The organism is Methylobacterium sp. WL12 (assembly GCF_008039475.1).
Taxonomy (GTDB): domain Bacteria; phylum Pseudomonadota; class Alphaproteobacteria; order Rhizobiales; family Beijerinckiaceae; genus Methylobacterium; species Methylobacterium cerastii.
The window spans coordinates 51,396-64,206 of sequence record NZ_VRUW01000011.1 but is presented as its reverse complement, the minus strand read 5'-3'; the positions used below and the strand labels follow the sequence as shown (position 1 = coordinate 64,206).

At 70.7% G+C, this 12,811-nt stretch carries 13 protein-coding genes; 7 read left to right on the top strand and 6 right to left on the bottom strand.

Annotation, left to right across the window (positions count from 1 at the left end):
• Positions 1-223 precede the first annotated feature (223 nt).
• From FV226_RS06945 to FV226_RS06935, 3 genes are all read left to right on the top strand, one after another.
• Entirely contained in the window at positions 224-1,849 is a 1,626-nt protein-coding gene (locus FV226_RS06945; RefSeq protein ID WP_147762317.1) for a D-alanyl-D-alanine carboxypeptidase family protein, read from the top strand.
• 48 nt (positions 1,850-1,897) lie between these two features.
• Positions 1,898-2,968, top strand: coding sequence for a GTP-binding protein (locus FV226_RS06940; RefSeq protein ID WP_147762316.1), 1,071 nt, complete (start codon positions 1,898-1,900; stop codon positions 2,966-2,968).
• A gap of 213 nt (positions 2,969-3,181) precedes the next feature.
• Positions 3,182-4,051 (top strand): hypothetical protein, encoded by an 870-nt coding sequence (locus FV226_RS06935; RefSeq protein ID WP_147762315.1) that lies wholly within the window; start codon positions 3,182-3,184, stop codon positions 4,049-4,051.
• A 109-nt stretch (positions 4,052-4,160) separates the two neighbouring features.
• Here the strand turns inward: FV226_RS06935 and FV226_RS06930 are convergent, their stop codons facing one another.
• The 5 genes from FV226_RS06930 to FV226_RS06910 form a co-directional block, all read right to left on the bottom strand.
• On the bottom strand, positions 4,161-4,481 hold the full coding sequence (locus tag FV226_RS06930; RefSeq protein ID WP_147751899.1) for an HPr family phosphocarrier protein: 321 nt from the start codon (positions 4,479-4,481) through the stop codon (positions 4,161-4,163).
• Between the two features lie 126 nt (positions 4,482-4,607).
• Positions 4,608-5,009: a PTS sugar transporter subunit IIA gene (locus FV226_RS06925; RefSeq protein ID WP_147751901.1), complete on the bottom strand. Its 402-nt coding sequence runs from the start codon at positions 5,007-5,009 to the stop codon at positions 4,608-4,610.
• A gap of 98 nt (positions 5,010-5,107) precedes the next feature.
• On the bottom strand, positions 5,108-5,695 hold the full coding sequence (locus FV226_RS06920) for a hypothetical protein (protein WP_147762314.1): 588 nt from the start codon (positions 5,693-5,695) through the stop codon (positions 5,108-5,110).
• Positions 5,696-5,941: 246 nt separating this feature from the next.
• A complete protein-coding gene (locus tag FV226_RS06915; protein WP_187273633.1) occupies positions 5,942-7,711 on the bottom strand; it encodes a sensor histidine kinase in 1,770 nt (589 codons plus the stop codon).
• A gap of 157 nt (positions 7,712-7,868) precedes the next feature.
• A complete protein-coding gene (locus FV226_RS06910) occupies positions 7,869-8,579 on the bottom strand; it encodes a response regulator transcription factor (protein WP_147751897.1) in 711 nt (236 codons plus the stop codon).
• 305 nt (positions 8,580-8,884) lie between these two features.
• On the opposite strand from FV226_RS06910, the gene FV226_RS06905 reads away from it, so the two are divergent.
• Positions 8,885-9,682, top strand: coding sequence for a DUF2470 domain-containing protein (locus tag FV226_RS06905; protein ID WP_147751896.1), 798 nt, complete (start codon positions 8,885-8,887; stop codon positions 9,680-9,682).
• A 50-nt stretch (positions 9,683-9,732) separates the two neighbouring features.
• Here FV226_RS06905 and FV226_RS06900 read toward each other — a convergent pair whose 3' ends face one another.
• Positions 9,733-9,993: a hypothetical protein gene (locus FV226_RS06900; RefSeq protein WP_147762313.1), complete on the bottom strand. Its 261-nt coding sequence runs from the start codon at positions 9,991-9,993 to the stop codon at positions 9,733-9,735.
• 273 nt (positions 9,994-10,266) lie between these two features.
• Between FV226_RS06900 and lepA the strand changes: the two genes are divergently transcribed.
• The 3 genes from lepA (at position 10,267) to FV226_RS06885 (ending at position 12,702) form a co-directional block, all read left to right on the top strand.
• Positions 10,267-12,072: a translation elongation factor 4 gene (gene lepA / locus FV226_RS06895; protein ID WP_147751894.1), complete on the top strand. Its 1,806-nt coding sequence runs from the start codon at positions 10,267-10,269 to the stop codon at positions 12,070-12,072.
• Between the two features lie 91 nt (positions 12,073-12,163).
• Positions 12,164-12,457 carry a nucleotidyltransferase domain-containing protein gene (locus FV226_RS06890; RefSeq protein WP_147762312.1) on the top strand — a complete coding sequence of 98 codons (294 nt, stop codon included), beginning with the start codon at positions 12,164-12,166 and terminating at the stop codon, positions 12,455-12,457.
• A gap of 41 nt (positions 12,458-12,498) precedes the next feature.
• The gene (locus FV226_RS06885) at positions 12,499-12,702 is read left to right on the top strand and encodes a HepT-like ribonuclease domain-containing protein (protein WP_147762311.1); all 204 of its coding nucleotides are present in this window, start codon (positions 12,499-12,501) and stop codon (positions 12,700-12,702) included.
• Positions 12,703-12,811: the final 109 nt, after the last annotated feature.

Here is a 12,811-nt window from a genome sequence, read left to right as displayed (position 1 = left end):
TCGAGCGACAGCACATAGGCGTCCGCGTGCCGCAACGCCACATCGGTGTCCCGAGGCGCGAAGCTCAGCCATGGGCCTGCCGAGACGCTGAGGCTCCGCCATGCTCTTGCCACGGTGCCCGCGTTGAACGGCCGGCGATCCATGGGCCCTTGTTCGCAGCCGCGAGAGGGACGGCACCGGGCCCGGTGCCGGCGCGGCGTTCCATTGCTTTGAGTCGGGGTCGATGTCGAACCGTTTTCTGAGGCGCCTCTCCCTGGGGCTCGCCACGCTCGCCGGCCTCCTCGGTGCGCAGGCGGCCGACGCCGTGACCGCACCCGTGCTCGTGGTGGAGGTCGATTCCGGCAAGGTGCTCTACGCGCAAGGGGCGACCGACCCCTGGTACCCGGCCTCGATCACCAAGCTGATGACCACCTACGTCGCCCTCGACCTGGTGCGGCAGGGCAAAGTCTCGCTCGATTCGATGATCACGATCTCGGCCGCCGCCGCCGCCGAGCCGCCCTCGAAGATGGGCTTCAAGCCGGGCACGCAGCTCACCCTCGACAACGCTTTGAAGATCATCATGGTCAAGTCGGCCAACGACGTGGCCTTCGCGATCGGCGAGACGCTCGGCGGCACGGTCGACGGCTTCGCCGACATGATGAACGAGACCGCGCGCAAGATCGGCATGCGCGAGAGCCGCTGGTACAACCCGAACGGTCTGCCCGATCCCCGGCAATGGACCTCGGCCCGCGACATGGCGGTGCTCGGCCGCGCGCTGCTGCGCGACTTCCCCGATTCGCACGACCTGTTCTCGATCTCGGCGATCCAGTTCGGCCGCTCGGTGATGGCCAACCACAACGGCCTGCTCGGGCGCTACGCCGGCGTCGACGGGATGAAGACCGGCTTCATCTGCGCGGGCGGCTTCAACGTGGTGGCGAGCGCCAACCGCAACGGTCGGCGCATCCTCACCATCGTGATGGGCAGCCCGAGCGCGCGCGAGCGCGACCTCAAGGCCGCCGACCTGTTCGATTACGGCTTCGGCCAGTCCGCCGGCTGGACCGCGCAGACCCTCGACGCGATGCCGGCCTCGCCGATCGGCGCGCCGCCCGACATGCGGCCCTACATCTGCGACCGCAAGAAGCCGATGCCGATCGACGAAGGCCCGGGCGCCATCGCCGGCGCGGCCGACAGCGCCGGCGCGCAGTTCCTTGGGGCCGCCGGCCTGTCCTCGTCCGCGCTGACCCTGGCGACGCTGAACGGCGCGGCCGCGCGGAACCGGACCCTGCCGCCGCGCGCGCCGCTGCAGCCGATCCTGGTCTGGATCGGTCGCGACCCGGCCGAGGGGCAGATTATGCTCAACGAGCAGGCCGAGGCCGAGAAGGCCGCCGCCGCCTCGAGCCGCACCGCGAAGCTCGAGGCCGCCAAGGCCAAGCGCGAGGCGGCGCTGGAGGCGGCCAAGCAGAAGCGGGCCGCGGCCGTGGAGGCCAAGGCGCAGGCCAAGTCGCAGGGGAAGGCGAAGCCCGCCGTCGCCGGCGGCGTGCCCCGCTCGGCCAGCGCCTACACCGCGGTGGACGCCTCCGGCATGCCGGAGGCCAAGCATACGCCGGCCCACACCAAGCCGGCGACGACGGCGACCCAGAAGGGCGGCAAACCTGCGCCGGCCAAGCCGACATCTGCCAAGGTGACGCCCGCCAAGCCGACGGCGAAGGCCAAGCCCGGCGGGGCAAAGTCCGCTGCCAAGTCGTCCGCTGCCAAGTCGTCCGCTGCCAAGTCGTCCGCTGCCAAGTCGTCCGCTGCCAAGTCGTCCGCTGCCAAGTCGTCCGCTGCCAAGTCGTCCGCTGCGAAGTCTGCTGCGACCGCGGACGAGTGATCGGCCTCAGCGATTGAGCCCGCCGCCCGGCCGCGCTAGGCCGGGCGCATGACCGACGCCCCCCGCCGACCGGACCCGATCCCGCTCACCGTGCTCACCGGCTTCCTCGGAGCCGGCAAGACCACGCTGCTCAACCGGATGCTGCGGGACCCGGCGCTCGCCGACACCGTCGTCATCGTCAACGAGTTCGGCGAGATCGGGCTCGACCACCTGCTGATCGAGGGCGTCACCGAGGACATGGTCCTCCTCGGCGCCGGCTGCCTGTGCTGCACCGTGCGCGGCGACCTGATCGCGACGCTGGAAGACCTGCTGCGCAAGCGCGACAACGGCCGGATCACGCCGTTCCGCCGGGTGGTGATCGAGACCACCGGGCTCGCCGACCCGGCGCCGATCCTGCACGCGCTGATCTACCATCCCTATCTCGTGATGCGGTACCGGCTCCAGGGCGTCGTCACCGTCGTCGACGCCGTCAACGGGTCCGCGACGTTCGACGACCACCCGGAAGCGATGCGACAGGCCGCGGTGGCCGACCGGATCGTGCTCGCGAAAGCCGATCTGGCCGGGGACACCGCGCCTCTGCGGGCGCGGCTGGCCGCCCTCAACCCGTCCGCGCCGATCGATCCGCCCGACGTGCCGGCGGCGACGCTGCTCGGCGGCTTCTTCGGCCTCGACGGCAAGGCCGCCGACGTGCGCGCCTGGCTCGGCGCGGTGCCCGAGACGGACGGCCACGCCCACGACGTGAATCGGCACGACGCGGCGATCCGCGCCTTCTCGCTGACCAGCGACGCGCCGGTGCCGCGCCCGGCGTTCGAGATGTTCCTGGATCTGCTGCGGGGCGGGCACGGCCCGAAGCTCCTGCGCCTCAAGGGCCTCGTCGCGATCGCCGACGACCCCGACCGGCCGGTGGTGGTCCACGGCGTCCAGCACGTGGTGCACGCCCCCGTCACCCTGCCGGCCTGGCCCGACGACGACCGCACCTCACGCCTGGTGCTGATCGTCCGCGACCTCGATCCGGCCTTCGTCGTCAGCCTCTGGGACGCCTTCCTCGGCCGCCCGCGGATCGACGCGCCGGATGCGGCGGCGCTGACGAACAACCCGCTGGCGATTCCCGGCGGCTGATACGGCCTCCGCGCAATCGAAGCGGAGGCCGTGTCAGGCAAGCCCGCGCGGCGCTTGAGCGAAGCCCAAATCCGCCATCCCGAAGGGATCGACCGGATTTGGTATGACGGAGCCCGCGGCACCATCCTTGAAACCAGCCTGTCGAAGGGCGCCCGAGGGGGCCCGAACGTCCCGGATCGGGACGATTCGTAGCCAAGGCGGGACGCAGGTGCCATGACGCACGGCTTCACGGTGATCCAGGGCGGACAGGCCCAGCCCGACGCGGCGGTGGACGTCCACCCGGTTTCGACCGGCACCGAGGCGGCCACCGAAGGTTGGCGGGTGGACCTGCGCCTCGCCGGCACCGTCGACGACGGCGCGGTCGCCGCCTGGCGGGCGCTGATGACGCGCAACGCGATCACCGATCCGCGGGTCGACCCGGATTACCTGCTGAGCGCGGCCCGGCATCAGTCCGGCGGCCGGGCCATCGCCTTCGCCCTGGCCTGGGACCGGGACGGGAGCGGCCGCGAGGCATTGCGCGGCGTGATGCCGATGGCGATGCCGCATGCGATCTGGGGGCGGGCGCGGGCCGAGCTGTGGCAGCCGCCGAGCCTGCAGCATCCGGCCGCCGCCCTGATCGACGGCCCGCGGGCGGAACAGGTCGAGGCCGCGATCCGCGGGCGGCTCGCCGGCCTGCGGCGGCCCATGCGGCTCGCGGCGCCGGCCCGCCTGCCGATGGGCGGCGCGGCCCTCCGCCCGGTCCTCGCCGCCCGCGCGGACGGGCGCCGGACGGTTCCGGCCGATTGCGTCGTCGGCGTCCTGTCCGCCGAGGACGCGGCGGCCGACGTCGAACACGTCTCCGACTCGGCCCTGATCCCGGCTGCGGTCGAGGAATTCCTGGCGCTCGATGCGCGCCACGCGGCGCGCCCGATCATCGCCGACCCGTCGGAGGCGTCGATGGTGCGGGTGGTGACGCGCCTGTTCGGGCGCCGCGGGCAGATGCGGATCGAGCTCGCACGCCGCGCCGGCGAGCTGGTCGCCGGCACGCTCCACCTCGGCGCGGGCGCCCGGGCGGTGGTCTGGCGCCGCGCGGCCCGGGCCTGATAGGCCGCCGCGCGATCAAGCGGAGGCCGTATCGGGCAAGCCCGCGCGGCGCTCGAGCGAAGCCCAGATCCGCCACCCCGGAGGGATCGACCGGATTTGGTCCGATCCGCTACTCGTCCTCGCCGAACTTGTTGGCGAGCAGGGCTTCGATCGCATCGAGGCAGGCCTCGGCGTCGGCGCCGACGGCGGTGACCGTCACGTGGGTGCCCTGCGCCGCGCCGAGCGTCAGCAGGCCCATGATCGAGCGGCCGCCCACCGTCTCCCCGGCGCGCGTGACGGTGACCTGCGCGTCGAAGCGCTCGACGGTCTGGACGAACTTGGCCGAGGCCCGCGCATGCAGGCCGCGCCGGTTGATGATCGGCAGGCGCCGCAGGAAACCGCCCTCCGGAACGGTCGGGGGCTCGTCGTCCGGCTCGAAGAGGTCGTCCATCCGCCGGCGCGCTTCCCTGTCCGTCGCCGCGCCGTAGGCAGCGCGAGCCTGTTCCGGCACGCGCACGGCGCGGCCGTCACCGTGCGTAACGGGTCGGCGGTCGGGACGGCAAGATCGGGGGGAAGACTATTTGCCGGCGAGCACGCGCGAGGCGACGTTGATGTACTTGCGGCCGGCTTCCTGGGCGTGAAGCACCGCGTCGCCGAGCGATTCCGCGTCGCGCACGCTGGCGAGCTTGATCAGCATCGGTAGGTTGATGCCCGCCACCACCTCGACGGCGCCGCCGTTCATGCAGGACAGGGCCAGGTTCGACGGCGTGCCGCCGAACATGTCGGTGAGCACGACGACGCCCGTGCCGGTGTCGACGCGGCCGACCGCGGACATGATGTCCCGCCGCCGCAGCTCCATATCGTCTTCCGGCCCGATCGTGATGGTCTCGATCTGCTTCTGAGGGCCGACCACGTGCTCCAGCGCTGCCCGGAATTCGGTCGCGAGCAGTCCGTGGGTGACGAGCACCATGCCAATCATCGACACGTATTCCGGTGTCCTGTGAACGAGTCCGCCAATTTGTGCATTGCACGCACAGGCTCAAGGCGTCGCGACGTTTTGATCGCCCGTCGTCCCAATCATGCCACGCCTGCCGCACCCGCGCTATGGGGTGCGGGCGCCTCGCCGCAACGAGGCGGCGTGTGCGACTGCGAAGACACGCCAGGCGTCGCCGCGAGCAGCTTCGCGAGGACGAGCCCCGGCGCGAGGCCGACGTTCCGCGCCGCCCGGTCGATCCGCAGGCAGGGGAGGGCGACGCCGACGATCGCGACCTCCGGCTCCTGCGGTTCGGGCAGGCGCGGCCCGGGCGCCACGAGGTCGACGACGAGACGCAGGATGCAGGCCGGGACGTGGTCCACCGCGACGATCCCGTGGCCGCGGACCTCGATCAGGCCGGCGATGGCCGGGTGCGGGCGCGCCACGACGCGCCCGTGACGGGCTTCGACGCGGACCCGGTCGTCGCCGACCAGCGCCGCGAAGCCGCCCTGAAGGGTGCACCACTCGATCAGCGCCAGGGCGAGGCTCGACTTGCCGGCCCGCGATTCGCCCCGGATCAGCACGCCCGCCTCGCCGACGACGACGCAGGTGGCGTGGACGGTTTCGCGTAGGTCGGCCGCCGGAGCATCTGGGAAGCCCGGCCGGTCTCGTCGGCTTGTCGGGTCAGGCATCGTCGAACGCCGTCATGGCAAGGTCGTGCCCGGCGCGCCGCGTTTCGCGCGATCCGTCCGGTTCGGGCGCGCCGACAGGCGTGAACCTGGTCGCTCCGAGGGGGGAGGGGCGTGCCCTCTCAGGACATGTCACGCCCCTCATCCTGTCCTTCTCCCCCTGGGAGAAGGGACCCGCGCTTTTGCCGGAGCCTTTGGTAGGGAGGCGGAGCGGTCGCCCTCGGTCGGACCGTTGCCGCGCCACCCCCGTCACGCCGCCGACATCTGCCGCGGGGCCGCCGGGATGCGGACGATGAAGCGGGCGCCGCGGACCGTCGGCTCGCCGTCCTCGTCGGCCGGGCCGGGGCGGTTCTCGGCGCGGATCGAGCCGCGATGCGCCTGGACGATCTGGCGGGAGATCGAGAGGCCGAGGCCCGAGTTCTGGCCGAAGCCCTGCTCGGGGCGGTCGGTGTAGAAGCGCTCGAAGATCCGCTCCAGGGCGTGCTCGGGGATGCCCGGCCCCTCGTCCTCGCAGATCAGCTCGATGTCGCCGCGCACCCGCCGCAGGGCGACGCGGACCTTCGCCTCCGTCGGCGAGAACGAGCGGGCGTTGTCGAGGAGGTTGTTGACCACCTGGCCCAGGCGGCTGTCGTGCCCGATGATCGCGAACGGCGCGTCCTGGTCGCCGGCGGGCGCGTCGACGTCGAGCTGGATCACGCAGTCCTTCGGGCGCTTGCGCTCGTTGGCCACCGAGACGACCGTGGACAGGAGCTTGCGCAGGTCGACCCGTCGCGCCTCGGCGCGGGCGAGCTCGGCATCGAGCCGCGAGGCGTCGGCGATGTCGCTGATCAGGCGGTCGAGGCGCTTCACGTCGTGCTGGATGATCGCCATCAGGCGGCTGCGCGAATCGTCGTTGCGGGCGAGCGGCAGGGTCTCGACCGCGCTGCGGAGCGAAGTCAGCGGGTTCTTCAGCTCGTGGCTGACGTCGGCGGCGAAGCTCTCGATCGCGTCGATGCGCCTGTAGAGCGCCTGGGTCATGTCCCGCAGGGCGCCGGAGAGGTGGCCGATCTCGTCGGTGCGGCTGGTGAAGTCGGGGATCTCCTCGCGGGTCTTGATTCCCATCCGCACCTTCTCGGCGGCCTCCGCCAGGCGCCGCACCGGCCCGGCGATGGCGCCGGCCAGCAGGATCGAGAGCACCACCATCACCATCGCGGCGACGAGGAAGACCTGGAACAGGCCGAAGCGCTCCGAGGCGATGACCCGGTCGATCGCGTCCCCTTGCGTCGAGAGCAGCAGCGCGCCGCGCACCGCCCCCGAGCGCTGGATCGGCACGGCGACCGAGACCGTGGTCTCGCCGAGCTCGTTGCGGCGCACGAGGCTGCCGCGGGCACCGTTCAGCGCGGTCTGGACCTCGCGCAGCGAATGGCCGTTCGTCGGCCCGACCTCCTCCTGCGGCTTCACCCGCTCGCCGAACAGGCCGAAGCTCCAGGCCTGCGCGACCTCGAAGGCGCGCTCGAGCAGGGAGCGCTTGCGGACCTGCGCGGTGCCGGCCCCGCCCTCGGGCCGGTTGAACAGCGAGCGCGTGTCGAACAGCAGGCCGCCCTCGCTGTCGAACACCCGCGCGCGGTTGCCGGTCGGGGTGACGAGCCGGCGCAGCAGCGGCGCCACCTGCTCCGGGTTGAGCGAGAAGGCCAGCGGCGAGGATTCCTCCTCGGTGCCGTTGCCCTCGCCGGCCTGCTGCTGGAGCAGCTTGTCGGGGTCGATGCGGATCGTCCCGGTGTCGACCGAGGCGGACGAGGCGATGGCGCCGGCGATGATGTCGCCCTGGATCGCCAGGCTCTGGACGCGGGCCTGGATCAGCCCCTGCCGGAACTGGTTGAGGTACAGGAACCCGACGAGCAGCGCGATCAGCCCGACGAGGTTGAGCACCACGATGCGGCGGGTCAGGCTCGACGAGGCCCGCTGTCCGATCGCATCCCAGGAGGCCCGCGGCCATGCGAGCGGGCCGCGGCGCGGCTCTTCATCGGTCTGCGACGTCACGACGGTCCGGTCTTCGACGGGGAATCGAGGGAAGCGAGGCGGGCGAAACGCGATCCCGAGGCGTCTCACGCATCGGGATCGGCCCCCCGCGACGGCGGGGCGGCGGTCGTCCGCCGGACCTCATGGGTGAGAACCCATGAGGCAGTGTGGAAGGCCTTCAGCCTTCCTTGAAGCGGTAGCCGACGCCGTAGAGCGTCTCGATCATGTCGAAGCTGGTGTCGGTCACCTTGAACTTCTTGCGCAGCCGCTTGATGTGGCTGTCGATCGTGCGGTCGTCGACGTAGACCTGGTCGTCGTAGGCCGCGTCCATCAGCGCGTTGCGGCTCTTCACGACGCCCGGGCGGTGGGCGAGCGCCTGGAGGATCAGGAACTCGGTGACCGTCAGGGTCACCGGCTCGCCCTTCCAGGTGCAGGTGTGGCGCTCCGGGTCCATCATCAGCGAGCCGCGCTCCAGCGAGCGGGCGGCGGCGTCGGCCTCGCGGGCGGCGGCGCCCGGCCCGTCCTTCGGGGCGAAGCGGCGCAGCACCGCCTTCACCCGCTCGACCAGCAGGCGCTGCGAGAACGGCTTATGGATGAAGTCGTCGGCGCCCATCTTGAGGCCGAACAATTCGTCGATCTCCTCGTCCTTCGAGGTGAGGAAGATCACCGGAAGGTCCGATTTCTGCCGCAGGCGCCTGAGAAGCTCCATCCCGTCCATGCGCGGCATCTTGATGTCGAAGATCGCGAGGTCGGGGGGCGAGTGCTTGAGCCCGTCGAGCGCCGAGGCGCCGTCGGTGTAGGTCTGGATCCGGTATCCTTCGGTCTCCAGCGCGATCGACACCGAGGTGAGGATGTTGCGGTCGTCGTCGACGAGGGCGATGGTCGGCATGCGCGTTCCTTGACTGACGGGGCGGTCGCGGGCGCGTGGCGGTGGCCCGCGTCGCCGCCTCCGGCCCCGGACGGGGCAGGCAAAAACGCGAACGCGACGACGAGTCGTATGACCGTGTCCGTTTCGCGCGGACGGTCTGTCGCTTTAAGCCGAAGTTTCGAAAAAAGCGAGCGGCCATGGGAGCTTGGCCGTATCCGGGCGATGCGCCGCGTCTCGCCCGTCTCGTCGGCGGTCGCGATTTCGCCCTATGATGCGGTCGGCGCGGCGTTTTTCGTTTCCGCCGCTTCCGGGGAGCGAGGGGCGCGATGGCTGAGACATCCGACGGCGTGGGCGGGACCGAATCGGGGGGGCCGCGCGGTCCGGCGCGGCCGCTTCCGGCGGCGCAGGCCCCGTTCGACGCGATCGGCCTGTCGCGGCGCCTGCTGCGCAGCATCCGCTCCGGCGCCCTGGCGACGCTCGATTCCGACGGCACGCCGTTCGCCTCGCTGACGACCATCGCCACCGACGTCGACGGCACGCCGCTGATGCTGCTGTCGCAGCTCTCGGCGCACACCCGCAACCTGCTCGCCGACCCGCGCTGCTCGCTGCTGTTCTCGGCCGGCGGCAAGGGCGACCCGCTCGCCCACCCGCGGCTGACCGTCGTCGGGCGGGCGGTGCGGACCGACGAGCCCCGCGTGCGGGCGCGCTTCCTCGCCCGGCACCCGAAGGCCGCGCTCTACGCCGACTTCCCGGATTTCGGATTCTTCGCGCTGGAGCCGACGGCCGGCCACCTCAACGGGGGCTTCGCCAAGGCGGCGACGTTGACGAAGGCCGAGCTGCTGCTGGATCTCGCGGGCGCCGAGGCGATCGTGGCCGGCGAGCGCGGCGCGATCGAGCACATGAACGCCGACCACGCCGACGCGCTGGCGCTCTACGCCGCCTCGGAGGGGGCGGCCGCGTGGCGCCTCACCGGGCTCGACCCGGAGGGGATGGACCTGCTCGCCGCCGACCGGACCGCGCGGGTGACCTTCCCGGAGCGAGTCGGCGACATGGGCGCGTTGCGAAAGGTCCTCGTGGTCATGGCCGCCGAGGCTCGGGCGAAGGACGAGGCGCCGCGAGCCTGAGCGGCCGGACGTCGGTCCGCGAAGCCGCGGGCCGACGTGAAGCGGAGGTCTCAGGCCTCTTCGGTGGCCGGCTTCTCGGCCTCGGAATCCTCGGACTCGGTCTCGGACTCCGTCGCCTCGGAGGTCTCCGCCTCGGGCTGGGCCTCGGCGCCGACCGGCGGCCGGGTGTTGCGGCGGCGGCTCCAGCCCGGGGTCGCGCGCGGCGCGCCGCGGGTCACTTCCTCGTTGCCTTCGAGCACGCGCTTCACGCGGGCGTTGAAGTCCGACATCGAGATGCTGGGCGAACGCCCGTTGGGGGGAGTGCGAGCCATCTTGGGCCTTCCGCTTCGGAGCCCAAAGCACGGGATTGCGCGGAGGGTATGCCCTCTAGATAGGGCCGAACGCCCAAAATCCGAAGGGCCGTGGGGCCGGACAGGCCCATTCGGTCTCCGTCACCGAGGGATTCGCCCCGCGACGCCGCCCGCGCTTGGCGCTCCCCCCTGCGGCTGCTATCCCCCCGGGACGACCGACACCGCCTCCTCACATCAGACGGCGCGCGACGACGGCCCTCCGGCCGGCCGCACGCGCGCCGGAGATCCGCATCGATGACGACCACGCCGATCGACAACATCCGCAACTTCTCGATCGTCGCGCATATCGACCACGGCAAGTCGACGCTCGCCGACCGCCTGATCCAGACGACGGGCACCGTGGCGCTGCGCGACATGAGCGAGCAGATGCTCGATTCGATGGACATCGAGAAGGAGCGCGGCATCACCATCAAGGCGCAGACCGTGCGCCTGGAATACAAGGCCGAGGACGGCAAGAACTACGTCCTCAACCTGATGGACACGCCCGGCCACGTCGACTTCGCCTACGAAGTGTCCCGCTCGCTCGCCGCCTGCGAAGGCTCGCTGCTGGTTGTGGATGCGAGCCAGGGCGTCGAGGCGCAGACGCTGGCCAACGTCTACCAGGCGCTCGACGCCAACCACGAGATCGTGCCCGTCCTCAACAAGATCGACCTGCCGGCCGCCGAGCCCGAGCGCATCCGCGCCCAGATCGAGGAGGTGATCGGCATCGACGCGTCCGAGGCCGTGGCGATCTCGGCGAAAAGCGGGCTGAACATCGAGGCGGTGCTGGAAGCCATCGTCAAGCGCCTGCCGCCGCCGAAGGGCGACCGCGACGCGCCCCTGAAGGCGCTGCTGGTGGATAGCTGGTACGACGTCTACCTCGGCGTCGTCGTGCTGGTGCGCATCGTCGACGGCGTGCTCAAGAAGGGCATGAACATCCGCATGATGCGGGCCGACGCGGTGCACGGCGTCGACAAGATCGGCGTGTTCCGTCCGAAGATGGCCGACATCGGCGAGCTCGGCCCCGGCGAGGTCGGCTTCTTCACGGGCTCGATCAAGGAGGTCGCCGACACCCGCGTCGGCGACACGCTCACGGAAGACAAGCGCCCGTGCAAGGAGATGCTGCCGGGCTTCAAGGACGTGCAGTCGGTAGTGTTCTGCGGGCTGTTCCCCGTGGATGCGGCCGAATTCGAGACCCTGCGCAGCGCGATGAGCAAGCTCCGGCTCAACGACGCCTCGTTCTCCTACGAGATGGAGACCTCGGCCGCCCTCGGCTTCGGCTTCCGCTGCGGCTTCCTCGGGCTGCTGCACCTCGAGATCATCCAGGAGCGGCTCGAGCGCGAGTTCAACCTCGACCTGATCTCGACGGCGCCCTCCGTGGTCTACCGCCTGCAGATGACCGACGGCACGGTGAAGGAGCTGCACAACCCGGCCGACATGCCCGACGTGATGAAGATCACGGCGATCGAGGAGCCGTGGATCCGCGCCACCATCCTCACCCCCGACGAGCATCTCGGCGGCGTGCTGAAGCTGTGCCAGGACCGGCGCGGCTCGCAGGTGGACCTCAATTACGTGGGAAAACGCGCCATGGTCGTCTACGACCTGCCGCTGAACGAGGTGGTGTTCGACTTCTACGACCGCCTCAAGTCGATCTCGAAGGGCTACGCCTCGTTCGACTACCACATCTCGGACTACCGCGAGGGCGACCTCGTGAAGATGTCGATCCTCGTCAACGCCGAGCCGGTCGACGCGCTCTCGATGCTGGTCCACCGCACCCGCGCCGAGCATCGCGGTCGCGCCATGTGCGAGAAGCTGAAGGACCTGATCCCGCGCCACCTGTTCCAGATCCCGGTCCAGGCGGCGTTAGGGGGCAAGATCATCGCCCGCGAGACGATCAAGGCCCTGTCCAAGGACGTGACCGCCAAGTGCTACGGCGGCGACATCTCGCGCAAGCGCAAGCTCCTGGACAAGCAGAAGGAAGGCAAGAAGAAGATGCGCCAGTTCGGGCGCGTCGAGATCCCGCAGGAGGCGTTCATCGCCGCCTTGAAGATGGACGATTGAGCTTTTCGGCTCCCTCGGGTTGACTAGCGGGCCTGTTCGAATCGGTGGCGGCTTGGCCTTCGATCGTGATGCGGAACGACGGTGGCATGCGATGCAGCGCAGCGACGTGATCGCCAGACTCACCGAGCGGGCCGGGCATCTTCAGAATTCCGGCATTCTCGCGCTCTACCTCTTCGGCTCCGTCGCCCGGGACGAGGCCGGCCTCGATGGCGACGTCGACCTGTTCGTCGACCCGCAATACGACCGGTTCGGCTTCGTCGAATTGTTCAGGACGGAAGCCTACCTCGCGCAGGCGCTCGGGTGCCGGGTCGACTTGACGACGCGGGAAGGCCTACACCCTCAATTGCGGGCCGAGATCGAGCGCGAGGCCATCCAGGTCCTGTGATGAAGCGGTCGGCGATTGCACGCCTCACGGATATCCTGACGATGAGCGACGCGGCTGCGGACATCGTCGCGGGACGAACGTTCGCCGATTATCGCATGGACCTGGTGATGCGCCTCGCCGTCGAACGACGTGTCGAGATCGTATCGGAAGCGAGCCGACACGTGCCGCCGGATGCGAAGACACGCTTTCCGGCCGTACCATGGTCCGAGATCGCCGCCGTCGGCAACAAGCTCCGGCACGAGTAAAATCGCATCGACGACCTCATCCTATGGAAGATCGCGACGGTGTCGCTGCCCGAGCTTCGCCCGATCATCGCGGCGATCCTGAGCGAGGCGTCGGCCGGCTGAGCGGCGC

Coding starts and splice junctions, on each gene's coding strand:
- FV226_RS06890 (WP_147762312.1), top strand. CDS start 12,164: ATGCAGCGCAGCGACGTGATCGCCAGACTCACCGAGCGGGCCGGGCAT.
- FV226_RS06935 (WP_147762315.1), top strand. CDS start 3,182: ATGACGCACGGCTTCACGGTGATCCAGGGCGGACAGGCCCAGCCCGAC.
- FV226_RS06885 (WP_147762311.1), top strand. CDS start 12,499: ATGAGCGACGCGGCTGCGGACATCGTCGCGGGACGAACGTTCGCCGAT.
- FV226_RS06930 (WP_147751899.1), bottom strand. CDS start 4,481: ATGGACGACCTCTTCGAGCCGGACGACGAGCCCCCGACCGTTCCGGAG.
- FV226_RS06940 (WP_147762316.1), top strand. CDS start 1,898: ATGACCGACGCCCCCCGCCGACCGGACCCGATCCCGCTCACCGTGCTC.
- lepA (WP_147751894.1), top strand. CDS start 10,267: ATGACGACCACGCCGATCGACAACATCCGCAACTTCTCGATCGTCGCG.
- FV226_RS06925 (WP_147751901.1), bottom strand. CDS start 5,009: ATGATTGGCATGGTGCTCGTCACCCACGGACTGCTCGCGACCGAATTC.
- FV226_RS06910 (WP_147751897.1), bottom strand. CDS start 8,579: ATGCCGACCATCGCCCTCGTCGACGACGACCGCAACATCCTCACCTCG.
- FV226_RS06945 (WP_147762317.1), top strand. CDS start 224: ATGTCGAACCGTTTTCTGAGGCGCCTCTCCCTGGGGCTCGCCACGCTC.
- FV226_RS06905 (WP_147751896.1), top strand. CDS start 8,885: ATGGCTGAGACATCCGACGGCGTGGGCGGGACCGAATCGGGGGGGCCG.
- FV226_RS06920 (WP_147762314.1), bottom strand. CDS start 5,695: ATGCCTGACCCGACAAGCCGACGAGACCGGCCGGGCTTCCCAGATGCT.
- FV226_RS06900 (WP_147762313.1), bottom strand. CDS start 9,993: ATGGCTCGCACTCCCCCCAACGGGCGTTCGCCCAGCATCTCGATGTCG.